This is a genomic window from Sphingobium sp. B12D2B (assembly GCF_025961775.1).
Classification (GTDB): domain Bacteria; phylum Pseudomonadota; class Alphaproteobacteria; order Sphingomonadales; family Sphingomonadaceae; genus Sphingobium.
In genome coordinates this window covers 1,550,158-1,570,470 of record NZ_JAOQOH010000001.1, presented here as the reverse complement: position 1 = coordinate 1,570,470, position 20,313 = coordinate 1,550,158, and the positions used below count along the sequence as shown (strand labels likewise).

Annotated in this window: 20 protein-coding genes and 1 tRNA gene; 15 read left to right on the top strand and 6 right to left on the bottom strand. The window is 63.9% G+C overall.

Features of this window, described 5'->3' with window-relative positions; all coding sequences use genetic code 11:
* Nucleotides 1–8 precede the first annotated feature (8 nt).
* Genes M2335_RS07465 through M2335_RS07455 form a run of 3 tightly spaced genes read left to right on the top strand, consistent with a single transcriptional unit; the run spans nucleotide 9 to nucleotide 3,663 of the window.
* Nucleotides 9–899 carry an alpha/beta hydrolase gene (locus M2335_RS07465; RefSeq protein WP_264594279.1) on the top strand — a complete coding sequence of 297 codons (891 nt, stop codon included), beginning with the start codon at nucleotides 9–11 and terminating at the stop codon, nucleotides 897–899.
* Nucleotides 896–2,416, top strand: coding sequence for a hypothetical protein (locus M2335_RS07460; protein ID WP_264594278.1), 1,521 nt, complete (start codon nucleotides 896–898; stop codon nucleotides 2,414–2,416). Before M2335_RS07465 ends, M2335_RS07460 begins: the two co-directional genes overlap by 4 nt.
* Nucleotides 2,413–3,663, top strand: coding sequence for a capsule biosynthesis protein (locus M2335_RS07455; RefSeq protein WP_264594277.1), 1,251 nt, complete (start codon nucleotides 2,413–2,415; stop codon nucleotides 3,661–3,663). The genes M2335_RS07460 and M2335_RS07455 overlap by 4 nt, the downstream gene beginning before the upstream one ends.
* Here the strand turns inward: M2335_RS07455 and M2335_RS07450 are convergent.
* Nucleotides 3,654–4,874 carry a glycosyltransferase family 4 protein gene (locus tag M2335_RS07450; protein WP_264594276.1) on the bottom strand — a complete coding sequence of 407 codons (1,221 nt, stop codon included), beginning with the start codon at nucleotides 4,872–4,874 and terminating at the stop codon, nucleotides 3,654–3,656. The two genes, M2335_RS07455 and M2335_RS07450, sit on opposite strands and share 10 nt — an antisense overlap.
* Before the next feature lie 476 nt (nucleotides 4,875–5,350).
* Between M2335_RS07450 and M2335_RS07445 the strand changes: the two genes are divergently transcribed.
* The 3 genes from M2335_RS07445 to M2335_RS07435 are packed head-to-tail and all read left to right on the top strand — an operon-like array spanning nucleotide 5,351 to nucleotide 7,540.
* A complete protein-coding gene (locus M2335_RS07445) occupies nucleotides 5,351–6,334 on the top strand; it encodes an agmatine deiminase family protein (RefSeq protein WP_264594275.1) in 984 nt (327 codons plus the stop codon).
* A gap of 24 nt (nucleotides 6,335–6,358) precedes the next feature.
* Nucleotides 6,359–7,225 carry an N-carbamoylputrescine amidase gene (gene aguB, locus M2335_RS07440; RefSeq protein WP_264594274.1) on the top strand — a complete coding sequence of 289 codons (867 nt, stop codon included), beginning with the start codon at nucleotides 6,359–6,361 and terminating at the stop codon, nucleotides 7,223–7,225.
* A gap of 24 nt (nucleotides 7,226–7,249) precedes the next feature.
* Nucleotides 7,250–7,540: a putative quinol monooxygenase gene (locus M2335_RS07435; RefSeq protein ID WP_264573133.1), complete on the top strand. Its 291-nt coding sequence runs from the start codon at nucleotides 7,250–7,252 to the stop codon at nucleotides 7,538–7,540.
* A gap of 240 nt (nucleotides 7,541–7,780) precedes the next feature.
* On the opposite strand, the gene M2335_RS07430 is transcribed toward M2335_RS07435, so the two are convergent.
* The gene (locus M2335_RS07430) at nucleotides 7,781–8,452 is read right to left on the bottom strand and encodes a uracil-DNA glycosylase (protein ID WP_264594273.1); all 672 of its coding nucleotides are present in this window, start codon (nucleotides 8,450–8,452) and stop codon (nucleotides 7,781–7,783) included.
* 23 nt (nucleotides 8,453–8,475) lie between these two features.
* Here M2335_RS07430 and folK point away from each other — a divergent pair, with 23 nt between their 5' ends.
* Both folK and M2335_RS07420 read left to right on the top strand, forming a co-directional pair.
* A complete protein-coding gene (gene folK, locus M2335_RS07425) occupies nucleotides 8,476–9,015 on the top strand; it encodes a 2-amino-4-hydroxy-6-hydroxymethyldihydropteridine diphosphokinase (RefSeq protein WP_264594272.1) in 540 nt (179 codons plus the stop codon).
* 74 nt (nucleotides 9,016–9,089) lie between these two features.
* Nucleotides 9,090–9,165 (top strand) — tRNA-Lys (locus M2335_RS07420).
* A gap of 320 nt (nucleotides 9,166–9,485) precedes the next feature.
* On the opposite strand, the gene fabG is transcribed toward M2335_RS07420, so the two are convergent.
* Both fabG and fabD read right to left on the bottom strand, forming a co-directional pair.
* Nucleotides 9,486–10,226, bottom strand: a complete 741-nt coding sequence (gene fabG, locus M2335_RS07415) for a 3-oxoacyl-[acyl-carrier-protein] reductase (protein WP_264594271.1) — start codon at nucleotides 10,224–10,226, stop codon at nucleotides 9,486–9,488.
* 20 nt (nucleotides 10,227–10,246) lie between these two features.
* Nucleotides 10,247–11,182 carry an ACP S-malonyltransferase gene (gene fabD, locus M2335_RS07410; protein WP_264573137.1) on the bottom strand — a complete coding sequence of 312 codons (936 nt, stop codon included), beginning with the start codon at nucleotides 11,180–11,182 and terminating at the stop codon, nucleotides 10,247–10,249.
* A gap of 150 nt (nucleotides 11,183–11,332) precedes the next feature.
* Here fabD and M2335_RS07405 point away from each other — a divergent pair, with 150 nt between their 5' ends.
* The 4 genes from M2335_RS07405 to rplI all read left to right on the top strand — a co-directional run bounded on the left by M2335_RS07405 (nucleotide 11,333) and on the right by rplI (nucleotide 14,079).
* Nucleotides 11,333–12,607, top strand: coding sequence for a chloride channel protein (locus M2335_RS07405; protein ID WP_264587451.1), 1,275 nt, complete (start codon nucleotides 11,333–11,335; stop codon nucleotides 12,605–12,607).
* A gap of 183 nt (nucleotides 12,608–12,790) precedes the next feature.
* Entirely contained in the window at nucleotides 12,791–13,219 is a 429-nt protein-coding gene (gene rpsF, locus M2335_RS07400) for a 30S ribosomal protein S6 (protein ID WP_181560055.1), read from the top strand.
* A 13-nt stretch (nucleotides 13,220–13,232) separates the two neighbouring features.
* Nucleotides 13,233–13,457 carry a 30S ribosomal protein S18 gene (rpsR, locus tag M2335_RS07395; RefSeq protein ID WP_181560056.1) on the top strand — a complete coding sequence of 75 codons (225 nt, stop codon included), beginning with the start codon at nucleotides 13,233–13,235 and terminating at the stop codon, nucleotides 13,455–13,457.
* A gap of 13 nt (nucleotides 13,458–13,470) precedes the next feature.
* On the top strand, nucleotides 13,471–14,079 hold the full coding sequence (rplI, locus tag M2335_RS07390) for a 50S ribosomal protein L9 (protein WP_181560057.1): 609 nt from the start codon (nucleotides 13,471–13,473) through the stop codon (nucleotides 14,077–14,079).
* Nucleotides 14,080–14,184: 105 nt separating this feature from the next.
* Here rplI and M2335_RS07385 read toward each other — a convergent pair whose 3' ends face one another.
* Together M2335_RS07385 and folE are read right to left on the bottom strand one after the other, a co-directional pair.
* A complete protein-coding gene (locus M2335_RS07385) occupies nucleotides 14,185–14,955 on the bottom strand; it encodes an SDR family oxidoreductase (RefSeq protein WP_264594270.1) in 771 nt (256 codons plus the stop codon).
* The gene (folE, locus tag M2335_RS07380; RefSeq protein ID WP_264578597.1) at nucleotides 14,952–15,557 is read right to left on the bottom strand and encodes a GTP cyclohydrolase I FolE; all 606 of its coding nucleotides are present in this window, start codon (nucleotides 15,555–15,557) and stop codon (nucleotides 14,952–14,954) included. Before folE ends, M2335_RS07385 begins: the two co-directional genes overlap by 4 nt.
* A 359-nt stretch (nucleotides 15,558–15,916) precedes the next feature.
* Here folE and M2335_RS07375 point away from each other — a divergent pair, with 359 nt between their 5' ends.
* The 3 genes from M2335_RS07375 (at nucleotide 15,917) to M2335_RS07365 (ending at nucleotide 20,309) form a co-directional block, all read left to right on the top strand.
* The gene (locus M2335_RS07375; RefSeq protein ID WP_264594269.1) at nucleotides 15,917–17,125 is read left to right on the top strand and encodes an acetyl-CoA C-acetyltransferase; all 1,209 of its coding nucleotides are present in this window, start codon (nucleotides 15,917–15,919) and stop codon (nucleotides 17,123–17,125) included.
* Between the two features lie 158 nt (nucleotides 17,126–17,283).
* Nucleotides 17,284–19,464, top strand: coding sequence for a 3-hydroxyacyl-CoA dehydrogenase NAD-binding domain-containing protein (locus M2335_RS07370; protein WP_264594268.1), 2,181 nt, complete (start codon nucleotides 17,284–17,286; stop codon nucleotides 19,462–19,464).
* Nucleotides 19,465–19,715: 251 nt separating this feature from the next.
* On the top strand, nucleotides 19,716–20,309 hold the full coding sequence (locus M2335_RS07365) for a glutathione S-transferase family protein (protein WP_264594267.1): 594 nt from the start codon (nucleotides 19,716–19,718) through the stop codon (nucleotides 20,307–20,309).
* Nucleotides 20,310–20,313 lie beyond the last annotated feature (4 nt).

Sequence of the window (20,313 nt, the reverse complement as noted above, 5' to 3'; positions counted from 1 at the left end):
TGAGGATCGTGCGCGAGACACAGGATCGTCCGGGCAAGCCGCGCCATAGCAGGCGGGGGCGTGCGCGGCAGACCATGGTGCTGTTGGCGTTGCTGGGGATGACGCCGGGCTGTGCGTCTCTATCACGTGACGTTCTCTATTCTCCCCATAACAAAGCCGCCGTGACCCGATGGGTCGGCGCGCCACCCCAGACCATCAGCGTCACCACGAAGGATCATCTCGCACTCACCGGCTATTACTGGCCGGGCGCGCCGGGCGACCCCGACATCTTCGTGATGTTCCACGGCCGCAACTGGAATGCCGAAATGAATGCGAATGCTGCCCAGCATCTGGCCGGGACAGGCAATGCGGTTCTGGCTGCGTCTTACCGCGGCTTCGGCGCCAATCCGGGCCGACCGAGCGAAGACGGCCTGATGACCGATGCGAGCGCGTTCATCGCAAAGGCGGGGGATCTGGCCGGGCCCGGCGCGCGTATTTGGTTGATCGGCCATTCGCTGGGCTCTTCCGTGGCGCTTCATGCCGCAGCAAGAGAACCGGATATCGCTGGCGTGATCGCGATGAGCGTTTTCGTTCGCATTGCTGCCGCCGCGCCAAAGATCAGCCGCGCCTTCATCCCGGATCGATGGGACAATCGGGAGGCGTTGAAGGCGATCAAGGTCCCTGTGTTGTTCGTCCAAGGCGATCTCGACCGCCTCGTTCCGAAGACCAGCGCCGATACGCTGTTTGCGGCTTATTCCGGCCCCTCCAGTCTGGTCACAGGGGTGGCCTCCCGTCATAATCCCGACATGGCCCTCCTGTCGCCCTGGCTGAACCGCGTGATCGAAGCGATGCGTGCCGATCCCCACGCCGCCGTGCCCAAGCCGCCGACGGGCTGGCTGGAGAAAGTGCATCGCCCATGACGCTCGCCGCACAGACGATCCTCGCCGTTCCTCCTTTTCCCGGCGGCAAACCCTATCCGGTGGTCAGCGCTGCGGGGGGCGAGAGCCATGTCCGCTCCGCAACCGCGGAGCAAATCCTCGCGGCCCTGCGACAACATCGCGTCGGTGGTCCGTTCTGGGCGCCGGACGATCCTTGGACAATCGCAGAAGAATGCGTGTCCGGGTCCGCCGACGATCCGCTGATGCTGCTCAGCGCCATCGCGGGCAGGCGCGTTCTTTTTAACGGTGAAGGCGCATTCGCTGCGCTGTCCGACCGCGCGCCCGGCGCCCCCGAGACTGAGGCCATCATCGCCGCTTTGGTTGAGCGGCATCTGGTGCAGAACGTCGCCTACGCAGACCCGTTCACCGGCCAGCTCGCCAGCGCACTCGATGTGATCGAAACGCTGGCGAGCTGGCGGCGCTTGATCGACGCCAACCGCCCGATCGCGGCGGCATTCGGTTTCGCGCACTGGAAGCGCGATACGGTGGACCCCTTGCTCTGGGCCGGCAGCGCCGTCCCGTTCCGTCCCGCCAATCCCGCGGCCCTGCGCGATCTCAAGTCCAGCGATGCCATTGCTGTGTGGAAGGCGCGCGTTCCCCCTGCCCTGCTGGCGGAGATCGAGGCGGGTCCCTGGCCAGTGATGGAAGTGGAGGATGGCTTCATCCGCTCGGCCGGACTCGGCGCGGACTGCGTGCCACCGCTTTCCATCATCGTCGACGATCTGGGCGTCCACTACGACCCCACCCGCCCCAACCGGCTGGAGGAGATGCTGGCGCAACGCACCCCCTCCCCCGACATGCTGGCCCGCGCGCGCCGTCTGCGCGAATGGCTGGTGCGCGAGGGCGTCAGCAAATATGGCATCGGCCGGGCGGCCACTTTGCCGCGCCGGGGCGGCCAGAAGCGCCATCTTGTCGCGGTCGGCCAGGTCGAGGACGACCGGTCCGTCCAGTTCGGTGGCGGGGCGGTCCAGTCCAACCTTGAACTGCTCCGCCGGGTTCGCGCAGGCGCACCGGATGCGTGGATCGTCTATCGACCGCATCCCGATGTTGAAGCGGGCCATCGGCGCGGCGCCATCCCGACGAATATCGCGCTGGATCTGGCGAACGAGATCGACCCCGGCAGCCCGATCAGCGCTTTGATCGCCATGGCGGACGAGGTGCACGTCATCACCTCCCTCGCCGGGTTCGAAGCGCTGTTGCACGGGACACCGGTGACGACGCACGGCATGCCCTTCTTTGCGGGCTGGGGGCTCACCAATGATCTCGGCCCATCCCTGCCGCGTCGAAACAGGGCCTTAACGCTAGATGCGTTAACGGCCCATGTGCTTATTCAATATCCGCGCTATCTGGACCCCGTAACCAATTTGCCATGCACGGCAGAAATACTTGTCATGCGTCTCATTTCTGGTGTTCAGCGTCAAAATGTTGCGCTAGTCCCGCTCAGAAAGTTGGTTGGTTTGGCTAGACGGGCCATCGCGCACATGTTGGGAAACAGATGAAATTCCAGCCCATAGCGCATCGGAACTTCCTGTTCCTGCAGGGGCCGCCGGGGCCCTTCTTCTGGCAATTGGCCGAACGACTTCGCACTCTCGAATGCGGTATTTTTCGCATCAATCTGAATGGCGGCGATCTCGCCGATTGGCCCGGCGAGGCCACCAATTATCGCGGAAGCCGGAAGCGGTGGACCCTGTTCATTGATCGCTTCCTGAGCGACAATGCCATCACCGACATCATTCTGTTCGGCGATTGCCGCCCTCTGCACATGGCGGCCCATCGCATGGCACAGCTTCGCAAGATCGACGTGCATGTCTTTGAAGAAGGCTATATTCGTCCGGACTGGCTAACCCTGGAGCCGAGCGGCGTGAACGGCAACAGCTCGCTGCCGCGAGACCCGGAATGGTATCTGCAAGCGGCGCGCAACCTGCCCCCGTTGCCGCAGCGCCCGGTCATCACCGCCAGCTTCAACCGCCGCGCGCGCGATGCCTGGCGCTATTACTCACGCACCTGGTTTGGGCGGCCGCTCTATCCTTTCTATCAGTCGCACCGAACCGGGTCCCTGATGATGGAGGGCTTTGGCTGGCTCTATAAATTCGCGCGGGAAAAGGCAGATGCTCGCCGCGCCGAGGAGACCCTCGCGCGGCTGCCTGAGGCGCCCTATTTCCTCTTCCCGTTGCAACTCTCCACCGATTTCCAAATTCGCGAGCATTCGCCGTTCGCGGACATGAAGGAAGCGCTGGATTACGTGCTTTACAGCTTCGCTCGCCGCGCGCCCAAGCATGTCCGCCTGCTCATCAAGGAGCATCCGCTCGATTGCAGCTTCATGAGCTGGCGCAATCATATCATGAGCCAGGCCCGCAAGGCCGGCATCGAAGATCGTATCTTGCACATTGCTGGGGGCGTCCTTGAGGAACTGACGGCGGACACCCTCGGCATGGTAACGATCAACAGCACCTCAGCCACGCTGGCCCTCGCCGCTGGCGTCCCCACCATGGCGCTGGGCAAGGCGATCTACAACATACCGCAAATCACCCACCAGGGTCGGCTCGACGACTTCTGGATGCGCCCGCAGGCGCCTGATGCGAACGTCTACGAGTCCTTCCGCCGCGTGTTGCACGATCGCTGCCTCGTCTATGGCGGGCTGGCGAGCGAGACGGCGACGAGTATATTGGTGGAGTCTTCCGTAGAGCGGCTGGTTAGCAATCGAACCGGCCAGTGGCAGCTCGCGAGCGTTGCCACTTACGGCTGAGCAGCTAACTCCTCCAACCAGGGATCGAGCTTGGCAAAATGATCCGCCCAAGTTGGCGGCTGCCAGCTAGCAAGACGCTTTAGCTGATCTGCGCGCCGAATGCTGTCGGGCTGCGCAAAATCCTCAATCAACTCAGACCATCCCAGACCATCAATCGGACTGAGATACTCTGGAATGTCGCCCGCAAGCTCACGAAAGACCCCAAGATTGCTGGCTATGACCGGCGTCCCGCTGGCCAGCGCTTCCACGAGCGGAAGACCATATCCTTCGACGAAAGATGGAAAGAGCAGCGCTCGCGCCCCGCACATATAGGCTTGGAGCTCCGCATCGTCACAGCGTGACAGCTCGATAACGTGCCCACGCAGCGCCGCGCTGCGCTCCAACATATCGACCGCCTGCTCACTTTCCCAGCCGCGCTGGCCAATGATAACGAGTTGCGGACACGCTGCCCCCAAACGCCGAGCCATCTCTGCCCAGATCGTAAGAATAAAGAGGTGATTCTTCCGTCCTTCAATCGTGCCGAGCATGACAAAATAGGGCCGCACCGGCAAAGTCGTATCGGGTCTCGGGGCTTGCTGTCTATCAGAGAAATCGGCCCCTAAAGGTGCCAGAAGCGTCGGCGGCATTTCCAACGATCCTTGGTAACTGGCAAAAATTTTCAACTCATCAAGCGTATCGCGGCTGTTTCCGATGATGCCAGTTCCATTGCGCAATAACGCAGTGATGCGGTGACGATGCTTCTCTAATTCTCTCGGACGACAATATTCGGGGTGAGTTATCGGAATGAGATCATGCACAAAATAGATTGGTCTCACGCCCGATTTCTGAACCCAAGCCTCATGGCTCACCTTATCGAGGCCCGTGTGACCGACATTCAGATAAATGGCTCCGGTGAGGTCACGCCGCCGCACCCGACCTCTCAAAAGCTCCCGCACGCCCCGCCAAACGAGGGAGGGCAATCGGTGGCCACCACCACCTTTATGGGATGAAAGTAAGACCTCGAACAATTCTCGGGAACATTCAAGGGGATAAACCGCTGTCACCTTCCCGAACTGAATGACTGCATGGGCGCGACCGCGATAATGAGAAATATACGCAAGACATGTTCGATCAATACCTGTCGGCAACAAACCTCTTTTCATGCGCCAAATCAAACGAGATACATCTATAAGCATAGATTTTAACTTCATAGAATTAATATAAATATTCAATGCCACTATATTTAAGGATAATATATTAGGATCATCGTCTATTTTATTTTCCCTGCATCTTTCAAATAAAGAAGGTTGGGGGCGACCCAATCGCCGTTAGTCCATTATCGCTTCTGATGCCATTGCCGAGCGCAACCAATTTGAACAGAAACTGAGTTTCACTTTGACGGGAAACCATGCGGGACACCCTCTTCGTGTGCTGGTGCAGCAGAGTTGGCAGCGCCGCGCGACGGCCTGACACCGCCGATGTTCCTAGCGAGAATGACCGTCGAAAGCATTGCTATTCGGTTATTGCTGGATTGCCTTCCGCCAGACCCATCAGTTTGCACCACGTCAGCCCGGCGAAAAAGCACAGACTCGACACATCATAGGCGCAGCCCCCTCCGAAAAAAACAAGCACCGACCGCGACGAAAGCGCACCTTGTCATTGCAAGCTATGTCGGCCAAGACGCTCGCGAAACGAGAGAGAACGCCGAATGTCTTACATCCTACCGGCAGAGTGGACCGCGCAGGAACTGCTTTGGATTGGCTGTCCCGGCGACCCGTCGGAATGGCCCTCAGCGCGTTCGGATGCCCAGTTCCAGGCAGCAGAATTTGCAAATGCGGTCTCCAGCCAGGGCCAGCGCGTTGCACTTCTCGCGCGTACTGAGCCAGATGCCCTCTACGCCCGCACCCTTGTCTCCCCCGCCGTAGAGGTCCGCCACGAACCCTTCGGCGACATCTGGCTGCGCGACACCGGCCCTCTCGGCATCCTCGGCGCCGATGGCTCACGCGCCCTCGTCGATTTCGATTTCAACGGCTGGGGCGGCAAGTTTCAAATGGCAGGCGATGAGGACATCGGCGCGCGCCTTGCCGCCACGACCGGCCTGCCCTGCCGTCACGTCCCCATCTTCCTGGAAGGCGGCGCGCTTGATACGGATGGCACCGGGCTCTTCGTGACGACCGACCAATGTCTGCTCAACCCCAATCGCAACCCCACGCTGGATCGCAAGCAGATCGAGACGATCCTCTCCGGCACCCTTGGCCTGTCGTCCATGCTCTGGCTGGGTGATGGCTTGCTGAACGATCACACCGATGGACATGTCGACAATCTCGCCCGCTTCGTGGCGCCCGGCATTCTTGCCGTGCCGCAGGCCAGCACCGGGGATGACCCCAACACCGCCATCTATGCCGATGCCACAGCGCGCGCCCGCGCCTATGGGTTGGAGGTCGCCGCAATGCCGTCGGTCGGTCGATACGAGATTGACGGGCACATCGTGCCAGCGAGCTACATGAACTTCTGCATCACCAACGGCGCCGTCATCGTGCCGCAATATGGCGCGGCCAATGATCAGGCCGCGCTGGATGCGCTCGCGCCATTCTTTCCGGGCCGGGCTATTGTCGGCCTGCCGTCCGATGCCATATTGCGCGGCGGCGGCAGCTTCCATTGCATGAGCATGCATCTGCCGGCCGCCGTCTGACCCCTTCCGCCGCAGGATCACGCCATGTCTCATCTCACGGTCGCCGCGCTTCAGCTCGCCTTTTCGGACGATGAGGCCGCCAATATCGCGCTGGTGGAGGATCATGTCGCCAAGGCCGCAGCGCGCGGTGCCAAGATCATTCTACCGCCCGAACTGTTCGAGGGCCTGTATTTCTGCACGGTCGAGGACGAGGCTCTGTTTGCCCGCGCGCGCCCGCTCACCGAGCATCCTGCCGTGCTGGCGATGCAGAAGCTGGCCAAGACGCAGGGCGTCTACATCCCCACCAGCTTCTTCGAGCGGGATGGCCAGCACCATTATAACAGCCTCGCCATGATCGACGATCAGGGCGAGATCATGGGCGTCTACCGCAAGAGCCATATCCCGGACGGGCCGGGCTATGAGGAGAAATATTATTTTCGGCCCGGCAACACCGGCTTCAAGGTGTGGGAGACGAAATATGGCACGATCGGCGTCGGCATCTGCTGGGACCAATGGTATCCGGAAACAGCCCGCGCCATGGCGCTGATGGGCGCAGAGGTGCTGCTCTACCCCACAGCGATCGGCTCGGAGCCTTATGATGGGGATCTGAATACAAGCCGCATGTGGCGGCGGGCGATGCAGGGCCATGCCGTCTCCAACTGCATGCCGGTCATCGCCGCCAATCGCATCGGCCGCGAGCAGATGGCCGGCGCCACCGGCGAACAAAGCTTCTACGGCCACAGCTTCATCGCAGACGAATGGGGCGATCTGGTGGCCGAGGCGGAAGACTGGCAGACCGGCGCGCTCATCGCCACGCTCGATCTTGACCGCGCACGCAAGCACCGTGCCGGCATGGGCTTTTTTCGCGATCGCAGGCCCGAGCTTTATGGACGGCTGGCGCAGGATGTGTAACCATCGCTGCATAAGGAGATGTGTATGACCGTGGCTCGCCTCTACATCATTCCCGCCGCAGACGGCAAAAGCGCCGAGATGGAAGCGGCCCTCATCGCCCTCTCAGGCACGGTGAAGGCTGCCGATGGCTGTGAAGGCGTCGAACTGATGCGGGACCTGGGCAACGAGCACCGCTTCATCTTCATCGAGAAATGGGCCAGCGAAGAGCATCATGCCAAGTCGCTCGCCTCGCTACCGGAAGGCGCCCTGGATGGCGTGCAGGCTGCCGCCGGTGGCCCGCCGGATGGCGCTTATTACGACTATCTGCTGCGATAAACCCGGCGAGCGCGGCGGTGGCTTTCAGTCCCTCGCGTTCACCAGCCTCTTGAGCCGGGCCTTCAGCTTGGCGAGATAAGGCCGGTCAGCAATGTCTGCACCCTGGAACCTGTTTGGCATGCGCGTTCTCTCACGACCATTGCTGCGTCGTGAAGGAACAGCCGCGCGCAAGGTTGCCGCCCGAACTTCATCCAACGGGCGCAATGCCCGACGGATAAAACCTGCCTATCACCGCGTCGCTTAAAGGCTATCCCGCAAAGCCAGCGCCCGATCGAAAACCGCCTCGAACATCTCCGCCGTCAGCCGCCCGGTGTTCGTATTGTAGCGCGAGCAGTGGTAGCTATCGATCAGCATGCGCCCATCGGGCATCCGGTGCTCGGCGAGATGCGCGAAGCGGGCCTTGGGCAGCCGCCCACCCAGCACTTTCACCGCGGATTGATGCGCGATCTGCCCGAGCGCGATGAAGATGCGCGCCTTGGGCAGCAACGTGACCTCCGCATCCAGAAACGGACGGCACGTGCGGATTTCCTCGGGGGTCGGCTTGTTCTGTGGCGGCAGGCATTTCACGCTCGCGAGGATCGCGCAATCCACCAGCTCAAGACTATCATCCACACGCGCGTCATATGTGCCACGCGAAAGACCGAATTTGTCGAGCGTGGCGAACAGGAGGTCGCCCGCATAATCGCCGGTGAACGGCCTCCCGGTGCGGTTAGAGCCATGTTTGCCGGGCGCCAGTCCCACCAGAACAATGCGTGCATCCGGATCGCCAAAGGCGGGGATTGGACTGTTCCACCAGTCCGGATACTCGATCCGACAGGCCTGGCGAAAGGCGACCAGACGCGGACATAGGGGACAATCGCGCGCCGGTTCGGCGCCGGGCACGGGGCTTATAACAGGTCTGGTCATGGACATGCCCTGCGGATAGGCCCTGGCGGATGAACAAGGCAAGCATCCACCCTCTGGCGCGCGACCATCGGTCGCCGGGAACCGGCGAGCAGATCTACGCTGTCGGCATCGGCGCCAATCGTCCGATGGCGGGGATGCGCCCGCGCGACATCCTGCGCGCCGCCTTCGATGCCCTCGACTTCGCGCCCCTCAGCCTTGTTCGAGCCTCCCCCATCATCGACTCGCGCCCCCTGGGCCCGTCCGCGCGCACTTATGCCAATGCGGCAGCCATTGTGAGCACGAGGCTGCTACCGCTGGCGATGCTCGACCAGCTTCAGGCCATCGAGCGCACCTTCCATCGCCGCCGCTACCGCCGCTGGGGCGCGCGCACGCTGGATCTCGACCTGCTGCTCTGGTCTGGCGGCGCCGTGCGCAGCAAACGTCTGACCGTACCGCATCCGGCCATCGCAGACCGTGCCTTCGTCCTCGAGCCGCTGCGCGCGATCGCTCCGGATGCACAAGATCCTGTGTCCGGCCTCACCATCCGCCATCTAACCTCCCGCCTGCGCAAACCCACCCCAGCCAGATGATCGCGGCTGTAAAAGCCGCCAAGCCGGTTGACCGCCAGAGCCCGCACCTTTAGGGGATCGCGACACCCGCTTGGGGGCCCTTAGCTCAGTCGGTAGAGCAACTGACTTTTAATCAGTAGGTCGCTGGTTCGAACCCAGCAGGGCTCACCATTTTCCACCGGTATCCCGCGTTTTATCGGTATGGGGCGGACAATCGACTGGCGGGACCAGCCGCCACGGGTTCGTGGGTTCAGAACTAGACAGCGTCAGCGTCAACTGAGACCACCTCAGCACGGCCAGCCCACCAACCCTCGCCACAAAAAAACGGCGACCTCTGGAAGGTCGCCGTTAAGGGGGTCCGCTGACCGGCGGGAGCCAGTCAGTGAGGGAATGATCGGCGCGGCATCGGGTTCCGCCTGCCGATAAAAAATCTCGCTCTGCCGTAATGACGAGCTCCAGATGAGCCGATCTCACCAGAGACCGGCCAAAACTCAGATCATCGCCATGCCGCCATTCACATGCAGGGTCTGGCCGGTGACATAGCCCGCCTCGCGGCTGGCGAGATAGACCATCGCCGCGCCGATATCCTCGCCTGTGCCGAGCGCGCCGGCTGGAATGCGCGAGAGGATGGCGTCCTTCTGGGCGTCGTTGAGCGCGTCGGTCATGGCCGAGCGGATGAAGCCGGGCGCGACGCAGTTCACGGTGATGCCCCGGCTGGCCAGTTCCTGCGCCAGGCTCTTGCTCATGCCGATCAGCCCGGCCTTGGAGGCGGCGTAGTTGGCCTGGCCCGGATTACCGGTCACGCCGACGACGCTGGTGATCGAGATGATCCGCCCCGTGCGCGCCTTCATCATCGGCTTGGCGGCCGCGCGGATCAGGCGGAAGGCCGCCTCCAGATTGATCTTCTGGACGGTGTCCCACTCCTCATCCTTCATGCGCAGGATGAGGTTGTCGCGCGTGACGCCGGCATTGTTGATGAGGATATCCAGCTTGCCGCCCAGCGCCTCAACCGCCGCCGGCACCAGCGCGTCCACCGAAGCCGCATCGCTCAGGTCACACGGCACGCAGACGTGGTCGCCGCCCAACTCGGCGGCAAAAGCCTCCAGCTTGGCGACATTGCTGCCGGAGAGCGCCAGTCGCGCACCCTGCGCGGCCAGCGCCCGGGCCACGGCAGAGCCGATGCCACCGCTCGCGCCAGTGACCAGCGCGGTCATTCCATTGAGATCGAACATGATGCAGTCCCTCCTGTCTCTCACACGCGGCCGAGCAGCGCCTCGATGTCGTCCATCGAGATGACGCTGGTCACGGTCGCATCCGGCGCGATGCGCTTGACCATCGGGCCGAGCACCTTGCCGCCCAGCTCGACGAAATCGGTAATGCCGGCCTCCCACATCGCCGCGATGCTTTCGCGCCAGCGCACCCGGCCGGTCACCTGCTGTACCAGCAGGTCACGGATGGTCGCAGCATCGCTCACCGGCGCGGCCGTGACATTGGCATAGACGGGAATGAAGGCGCCGGGCGACTGCGTGTCCGCCAGGGCAGCCGCCATCGCATCGGCAGCGGGCTGCATCAGCGGGCAGTGGAACGGCGCGGAGACCGGCAGCAGCACGCCACGCTTGATGCCATGATTCTTCACCAGCCCGATCGCGCGCTCGATGGCGCCGACATGGCCGGAAATGACGACCTGGCTCGGATCATTGTCGTTGGCGACGGCGCAGACTTCGCCCTCGGCCGCAGCAGCCGCGAGCGCCTCGGCCTTCTCGATGTCGGCGCCGAGCAGCGCGGCCATGGCACCCTCGCCTACCGGCACGGCGGCCTGCATCGCCCGACCGCGCGTCTTGAGCAGACGGGCGGTGGTCGCGAGATCGAAGGCACCGGCCGCGCAAAGGGCGCTATATTCGCCGAGGCTGTGGCCGGCCAGCGCATCCGCCTTGTCGCGCAGCACCACGCCGCCTTCCTTCTCGAGCACGCGCAAAGTGGCGAGCGCGTTGGCCATGATCGCCGGCTGGGCATTTTCGGTCAGGGTCAGGTCCGCTTCCGGCCCTTCGGTCATGATGCGGAAGAGATGCTGGCCCAGCGCCTCGTCGACTTCCTGGAAAATCTCGCGCGCCACGGGCGATGCTGCGGCCAGCGCCGACCCCATGCCCACGGCCTGACTGCCCTGCCCCGGAAAGATGAATGCACGCACGGCCCTGATCCCTGCTTGGTCTGTGAAGGCCTGCGCCCTAGTCCGGGGGGGCGCCCCGGGCAAGTCCTGTTGGCTTGACCGGCACGACGGCGCGCCAGGAGGGACATTCACCATTGTGCGCCCTGCTCATGGGGCATAGGGGAAGCCAGGATGTTAAAGCCCCGGTTCTCCAACGCGATTGGTCGCGTGGACGCCCGCGTGATGCGGGGCCGCATCGGCGCGATCGGCGGCGCCTTGCTGCTCAGCCTGGTCGCGGTGTTGTTCGCCAAGCTGGGTGAGGCCGCGCAAGGCGTGTTTACCGGCGTGGCCGATGCCTTTCCTTATGCGCCGCTGGTCATCACGCCCGGCCTGTTCATCGCGGTGACCTATGTCACGCGGCACTGGTGCCCGGAGGCGCGCGGATCGGGCATTCCGCAGACCATGGCGGCGGCGCGCATGCCGGATCACCCGCAATCCCGCCGCCTACTCTCGCTGCGGACCGCGCTGTTCAAGCTGTTCGGCACGCTGGGGATGCTGCTCGCGGGTGGCTCAGTGGGTCGCGAAGGACCGACCGTGCAGATCAGCGCCGCCATCATGGCCGCGGTGCAGCGCTGGCTGCGCGTGCCGGTTTCGGCCGGGATCATCATCGCCGGCGGTGCGGCAGGCGTTGCCGCTGCGTTCAATACCCCGCTCGCGGGGGTCGCCTTCGCCATCGAGGAACTGGCCGCTGCCTTCGAGCAAAAGATTGCGATCGTGGTGATGGCCGCCGTGATGATGGCGGGCATTACGAGCCTGTGGCTCTCGGGCGATTACATCTACTTTGGCGCCATGCATCAATCGATGCCGATCTCGTCCATGCTGCTGCTGACACCGGTCGCTGGCCTCGTCGGCGGCGTGGCGGGCGGCCTGTTCTCCCGCGCGCTGATCGCTCTTGCCTGGTCCCGCAGCCCGCTCACCCGCGCGATGCGGGCCAAGCCGCTGCTCGTCGCGGGCATCTGCGGGCTCGTCGTCGCCATCACGGGCATTCTCACCGCCGGAATCAGCTGGGGCACCGGCTATGAGACGACCCGCGCGCTGCTCGCCGGTGAAGAGGTGTCCTGGAGCTTCGGCCCCGCCAAGCTCGTCGCCACACTGGCCACGGCGCTGAGCGGAGCCCCCGGCGGCATCTTTGCGCCATCGCTCTCCGTCGGCGCCGGCCTTGGTCAGCTGCTGGGGCTGCTGATGCCGGACCAGCCGCACGGCGCCATCGTGCTGCTCGGCATGATCGGCTATTTCGCGGGTGTGGTGCGGGCGCCGCTCACCGCCGCCATCATCATGATGGAAATGACCGCAGACCGCACCATGATCCTGCCGCTGTTCGCCACGGCGATCTTCGCCAACTGGGTCAGCGGGCAGATCTGCAAGCCCAAACTCTATCACGCGCTGGCCCGGCAGTTCCGGCCCTGATCGCTTATCGGCGAGAGCGGGCATTGCGCACTTGCCTTGCGGGCACTTTTCAGCCATAGGCCGCCCCTTCGCCGGGCAGGCTCTCGCTGCGCCCGCCGCGAAGCTTTGTTTGAGACGACAGCCGGAGGGGCATGCGCATGGGGCGTGTGTCAGCAATCGGCCAAAAGACAGGACGCATGAACCATGCCCTATTATGAGCATGTCTTCCTTGCGCGTCAGGATCTGGCACAGGCCCAGGTCGATGCGCTCGCGGAAAATGCCACCAAGATCATCGAGGCCAATGAAGGCAAGGTGACGAAGGTGGAAAGCTGGGGTCTCCGCAACCTCGCCTACAAGATCGCCAAGAACCGCAAGGCTCACTACGTGATGCTCAACATCGACGCGCCGGCTGGCGTGGTCGCCGAGCTGGAGCGTCAGACGCAGATCAACGAAGACGTGATCCGCTTCATGACCGTTCGCGTCGAAGAGCTGGAGGGTGGCCCTTCGGTGATGATGCGCAAGAACGAGCGTGACCGTGAGCGTCGTGGTGAGCGCGGCGACCGTGGTGACCGTCCGGATCGCGGCGATCGCGCGCCCCGCCGGGACCGCGAAGAAGCCTCGGACGGCGAATAAGGAGACCTGACACATGGCACGCCCATTTTTCCGCCGTCGCAAGACCTGCCCGTTCTCCGCAAAGGACGCACCGCGCATCGATTACAAAGATGTGCGCCTGCTGCAGGGCTTCGTCTCTGAGCGCGGCAAGATCGTTCCCTCGCGCATCACGGCCGTCTCGGCCAAGAAGCAGCGCGAGCTTTCCCAGGCAATCAAGCGCGCCCGCCATCTGGGCCTGCTGCCCTACATCGTGAAGTAAGGAGGGCGGACCCATGGAAATCATTCTGCTCGAGCGTATCGAGAAGCTGGGTGCAATCGGCGACGTCGTAACCGTCAAGGACGGCTATGCGCGCAACTACCTGCTGCCCAACAAGAAGGCGCTTCGCTCCAACAACGCCAACAAGAAGGTGTTCGAGGCCAACCGCGCCAAGATCGAGGCCGACAACGCAGCCCGTCGTGACGACGCTGCCAAGGCGGCCGAGAAGGTCGATGGCGTTCAGGTCGTCCTGATCCGTCAGTCGTCGAACAGCGGCCAGCTCTACGGATCGGTCTCGGTTCGTGACATTGTGGAAGCACTCCACGAAGCCGGCCACACCAATGTGAGCAAGTCGATGGTCGTGCTGGAACGCCCGATCAAGACGCTCGGCCTGTTCGACGTGCGCGTCTCTCTGCACCCGGAAGTCTCCGTCACCGTTCAGGCCAACGTCGCACGTTCGCCTGAGGAAGCCGACCTGCAGAAGGACGGCGTGGACGTCATGGCCTCCATGTTCGAGAAGGACGAAGCCGGCTTCACCGAGGATTACGATCCCAATGCCGAGCCGGGCGAAATCGCGACCGAGGCTGCCGAGCCGGCTGCCAACGAGGATACGGAAGAGGCCTGAGCCCCTTCCCTCCGCAAGCTTTAGAAACCCCGCCGGACAGATCGTCCGGCGGGGTTTTGCTTTGTGGGAGATCGGATCGGCCGTCACCGGGCGCTGCCGGGCGGTTCAGGTCTCCAGATGCAGAAAATCGCGCGCGTAACTGCGCATATGGGCACCGCCATCGACGATGATTGTCTGGCCGGTCACCGACTCCGCCCGCGCCAGGTACAGCACCGCCTCGCCCACCGCCTCCGGCGTCGGCAACACGCCGAGCGGCGCGTGGCTGGCCAGCCGCTCCAGTTGCTCGGGCGTATAATCATAGGTCGCGAGCGTCAGCCCCGGCGAGACCGCATTGACGCGAATGGCAGGCGCCAGCGTGCGCGCCGCGATCCGCGTGAACGCCTCCAGCCCCGCCTTGCCCAGCGTATAGGCAAGCTGGTCGCCATGCGGCTGGGCCAGGCGCTGGTCGAGAATATTGACGATCGAGGCGCCAGCCCCATCGGGCCGGGCCGCCGCAGCAAAGGCCTGGGTCAGCAACACCGGCGCAACCGTATTGACCTGATGATAGTCGGCCAGCTGGCCGGCGCTGACATTGGCCAGCTCGCTCTCGCCGAACAGCGAGGCGCTGTTCACCAGCAGATCCGGTGCACGGCCGAAATGATCGATCACCGCCGGCATCAGCCCTTCGGCGGCCCCCGGCGTCAGGAAATCCGCGACGAAGCCATGCCAATTCACGCCCGTTTCGGCGAGGCAATCGGACAGGAAACGATGCGGCTCCGCATCATGCCGGCCATGGATCGCCAGCGCATAGCCGGCACGCGCCAGATGCATGGCGATGCGCGCGCCGAGGCGGCGGTGCCCCCCGGTGACGAGCGCGAGCGGGGCCTGCGCCGTCATTTTACGCCCATGAGGCGCAGCACTTCCTCTCGGCTCTTTTCGTCGCGCTTGAATACGCCCATCATCCGGCTGGTGCGCATGATCGTGCCATGGGTGCGGACGCCCCGCCCGGTCATGCAGCCATGGGTCGCCTCGATCACCACGGCCACGCCGAGCGGCTTGAGATTCTCCCAGATGCAGTCGGCGACCTGCGCCGTCAGCCGTTCCTGCACCTGCAGGCGGCGGGCGAACGCTTCCAGCACGCGGGCCAGCTTGGAGATGCCGACGACATAATCCTGCGGCAGATAGGCGATGTGCGCCTTGCCGACGATCGGCGCCATGTGATGCTCGCAATGCGACTGGAACGGGATGTCAGTCAGCAGCACGATCTCGTCATAGCCGCCGACCTCATGGAAGATGCGCGAGAGGTGATAGGCCGGGTCTTCGGCATAGCCCTCGCAATATTCCCGCCAGGCGCGCGCGACGCGCTTGGGCGTTTCAATGAGGCCTTCCCGCTCTGGATCGTCGCCGGCCCAGCGGATGAGGGTGCGGATCGCCTCCTCGACATCCTTGGGAACGTCCGGCTTTGCCGGCTTGGGACTGAGTTCGTTCTGGCTGGCCATGCCTACCCCCGGGAAAAGGACAAGAAGACACGCGGGTGTGCATGTCGATATGCTGATGCGGCGCAGATAGGCCGTTGGAACTTTCTATTCAACCGCAGACGCCCGAGTCGGGCCGCTTGCGCCCAAAAGGGCAGCGCGGACTCGGCATGCACGGCTCGCCCTGGCGCTAAAGATAGGGAAATTATGCCCCGCCCGCGCACCTTCCGTTGACGTTAGGGTAGGGCCGAGGATTGGCGGATTTCTTGGGCTTGCATGGACCACGCAAGTGGCGAAGCCGGCAGCGAGCCCTTGCGCGAAGGCGATGGCATGGCCCATATTGGCCGCACCAAAGGCCCCGCCAGACCTATAGGAGAGCGACCATGGAAGCCTTCATCTATGATGCCGTGCGCACACCGCGGGGACGCGGCAAGCCGGACGGGTCGCTCCATGAGGTGACGCCGGTACAGCTAGCGGTCCAGGTTCTCCAGGCGGTGCGCGATCGCAACGCCATCGACACGGCGGACGTGGACGACGTGATCCTCGGCTGCGTCGCCCCGGTCGGCGAGCAAGGGACGGACATCGCCCGCATGGCGGTGCTGACCGCCGGCTATGCCGAGACCGTGCCGGGCGTGCAGATCAATCGCTTCTGCGCCTCCGGCCTGGAAGCGGTGAACATGGCCCTCGCCAAGGTGATCAGTGGCGAGGCGGAGCTGGCCATTGGCGGTGGCGTGGAGAGCATGAGCCGCGTGCCGATGGGCGCGGACGGCGGCGCCTGGGCTTCCGATCCCAATGTTGCCTATGCCAGCTATTTCGCGCCGCAGGGCATCGGCGCGGACGTGATCGCGACCAAGTTCGGCTTCTCCCGCGACGATGTGGATGCCTATGCGGTCGAGAGCCAGAAGCGCGCCAAGGCTGCCTGGGACGACAAGCGCTTCGGCAAGTCGATCATTCCGGTGAAGGATGTGATCGGCCAGGTGCTGCTCGACCATGACGAGCATATGCGCCCGGAAACGACGATGCAGAGCCTTGCCAGCCTCAAGCCCAGCTTTCTCGCCATGGGCGAAGAGATGCCGGGCTTCGACACCATCGCCCTGCTCCGATACCCGGAGCTGGAACGCGTCAACCATGTCCACCATGCCGGCAACAGCTCCGGCATTGTCGATGGCGCTGCGGCCGTGCTGGTCGGCAGCAAGGCCATGGGCGAGAAATATGGGCTCAAGCCGCGCGCCCGGATGAAGGCCATGGCTTCGGTCGGCTCCGAGCCGATGATCATGCTCACGGGCCCGGAAAACATTGCCGACAAGCTCCTGAAAAAGTCTGGAATGTCGGTCGGCGATATCGACCTGTGGGAGCTGAACGAAGCCTTCGCCAGCGTCGTGCTGCGCTACATGCAGGCGATGGGGCTCGATCACAGCCAGATCAACGTGAACGGCGGCGCCATCGCCATGGGCCATCCGCTCGGCGCGACCGGGGCGATGGTGCTGGGCACTGCGCTCGATGAGCTGGAACGCTCCGGCAAGGGCACGGCGCTGGTCAATCTGTGCGTCGGCGCGGGAATGGGCACGGGCATCATTATCGAGCGGGTTTGAATCCAGAAGTCCGTTCGCCCTGAGTAGGGGCTGAGCCTGCCGAAGACCCGTATCGAAGGGTCTTTCCGTGGCTCGATCCTTCGATACGCCACTTCGACAAGCTCAGTGGCTACTCAGGATGAACGGAGGGAAAAAATTGAACGAGTCAGGAGGCACACATGGCTACGACCATCACGACCGAGATCGACGGCGACGGCATCGCCCTTCTCACCATCGACGTGCCGGGGCAGTCGATGAATGTCATCACGCCCGACTTCCTGACCGATTTCGCTGCCGCCATCGCGCGGATCGGCAGCGAGGAGGCCATCAAGGGCGCCGTCATCTGCTCCGGCAAGGACAGTGGCTTCATGGCGGGCATGGACCTCAAATATCTCTCGGCCATGCTGCGCGAGGCAACGAGCGGCGGCGCGGACATGAGCCAGTTGTTCGACAATGTCTTCACCCTCAACGACTTGCTGCGCAAACTTGAGACCTGCGGAAAGCCGGTCGCCATTGCCATCGAAGGCACGGCCATGGGCGGTGGTCTGGAGCTGGCGCTCGCCTGCCATCACCGCGTGCTCAGCAACAATCCCAAGGTGCAGATCGGCCTTCCGGAAATCCTCGTCGGCCTGTTCCCCGGGGGTGGCGGCTCACAGCGCCTGCCCCGCCTGATCGGCATCCAGGGCGCACTCATGTACATGCTGCAGGGCAAGAGCTGGCGCCCGGCTGAGGCGGCAGCGATGAAGGTGGTCGATGAACTGGCCGACCCCGGCCAGACTGTCGCTGTCGCCAAGGCCTGGGTGAAGGCCAATCCCGATGCCCACACCCAGCCATGGGACATCAAGGGCTTCAAGGTGCCCGGCGGATCGGGGCAGTTCAACCCCGGCTTCATCCAGACGATGATGGCCGCAACGGTGATGACCACCAAGCAGACCCAGCGGAACATCCATGCGCCACATGCGCTGCTCAGCGCGGTCTATGAAGGCATCCAGTTGCCGATGGATCGGGCGATCCGCGTCGAGAGCAAATATTTCGCCAAGGTGGTGGCCGATCCGCAGGCGGGCAACATGGTCCGCACGCTGTTCGTATCCAAGCAGGCCGCCGAACGCGGCGCGCGGCGCCCCGCTGGCGTCGAGAAGGCCCCCACAAAAAAGCTGGCCGTGCTCGGCGCCGGGATGATGGGCGCGGGCATCGCCAATGTCGCGGCGCAGGCCGGTATCGACGTGGTGCTGCTCGACCGCGATCTCGCCTCAGCGGACAAGGGCAAGGCCCATGCGCAAGCGCAAATGCAAAAGCGCATCGGCCGGGGCATGACGCCAGATAAGATGGAACAAGCCCTCGCCCGCATCACCCCGGCGGACAGCGTGGATGCGCTGCAGGGCTGCGATTTCGTGATCGAGGCCGTGTTCGAAGACCCGGCGATCAAGGCGGAGATCACCCAGCGGGTCGAATCCGTGCTGGGGCCGGACGTGATCTTCGGCTCCAATACCTCCACCCTGCCGATCTCCGGCCTCGCCAAGGCGTGGTCGAAGCCCGAGAACTTCATTGGCGTGCATTTCTTCTCGCCGGTGGAAAAGATGCCGCTGGTCGAGATCATCCTTGGCAGGGAGACCGGCGATGCCGCCGTCGCCAAGGCGCTCGATTTCGTCGCGCAGATCCGCAAGACACCCATCGTCGTCAATGACTCGCGCGGTTTCTACACCTCGCGCTGCTTTGGCACTTATGTGCAGGAAGGCGCGCAGATGCTGGCCGAGGGCATCAACCCCGCGCTGATCGAGAATGTCGGGCGCCAGCTGGGCATGCCGGTCGGCCCGCTCGCCGTCTCGGATGAGGTCTCCATCGAGCTGGCCCATAAGGTGACGCTCGCCGCGAAGGCCGCGCTGGGCGATGCCTATGTGCCCGCGAAGGCCGATGATGTCGTCGCGCATATGGTCGAGATCGGCCGCCTCGGCCGCAAGAACGGCAAGGGCTATTATGATTACCCGGCGGACGGCGGGAAAAAGGCGCTCTGGCCCGGCCTTGCGGCGGAGTTCCCCCGCGCTCTCAACCAGCCGACGCCGGCCGAGGTGCGTGAGCGGCTGCTTTATCGCCAGTTGGTCGAATGTGCCCGCTGCTTCGCCGAGGGCGTGCTGGTCACGCCGCAGGATGGCGACATCGGGGCGATCTTCGGCTGGGGCTTCGCGCCCTATACCGGCGGCCCGTTCAGCGCGATCGACACGATCGGCCCCGCGAAGGTGGTCGAGGTGCTGGATCGGCTGACGGCCGCGCATGGCGAACGCTTCGCGCCGCCTGAGCAGTTGCGGGAGATGGCAGCGAGCGGCCATGGCTATTATGACGGCGCGCAGGTGAAGGCGGCCTGAGATAGTAGCTGGCTGCCGATCGCCCTGTACCTCTCCCCTTGAGGGAGAGGGATGCGCAGGCTTGGCAGCGTGCTGCCTAGCCGAAGCTAGGAGAGGGGTCAGCGATCGACAGGATCGCGCGAATCAGAGATCCGCACCCCTCATCCAACTCCGCGTAGCCGCTCATAGCGGCAAGGCTCCGTATCCTTCTCCCTCAAGGGGAGAAGGATTAAGCTTGTCACAGCCTTTGCCGGCATCAGGGAGGACAACCCATGCTCACGCTCTACATCGCTCCGGGCGCCAGCTCGATGGCCCCGCACATCGCGCTCCTGCACATCGGGGCGCCGTTCGAGCTACGTTCGCTCTCCTTCGCCAAACGCGAACAGGCCGAGCCGGCCTATCTGGCGATCAACCCCGAAGGCAAGGTGCCGACCTTGGTGACCGATGAGGGCACGCTGACCGAAGTAGCGGCCATCCTCTTCTATCTCGCGCGGCGTTTTCCCGAGGCCGCGCTGCTGCCGGATGATCCCATGGGCACCGCGCAAGCTCTCTCCTGGATGTCGTTCGCCGCGTCGACGCTGCATCCCTCCTTCATTGCCGGGCAAGGGCGCGCAGAGGCCGCGCTCGAACAGGCGGAGCATCGGCTTGCGGGTCAGGAATGGGCGGTAGGCGGCAGGCTTTCGGTGGCCGACATCCACCTCTTCCGCCTGTTCTGGCGGATGCGGCACACGCTCGCCCTGCCGGTGGAGAACTGGCCGGGCCTCACCGCTCATTATGACCGGATGATGGCGCTGCCAGCCGTTCGCAAGACCTGTGAGATCGAACAGTCGATCGGCTATGAGTTGCGAGGTCTGCGGGTGCCCTGAACGC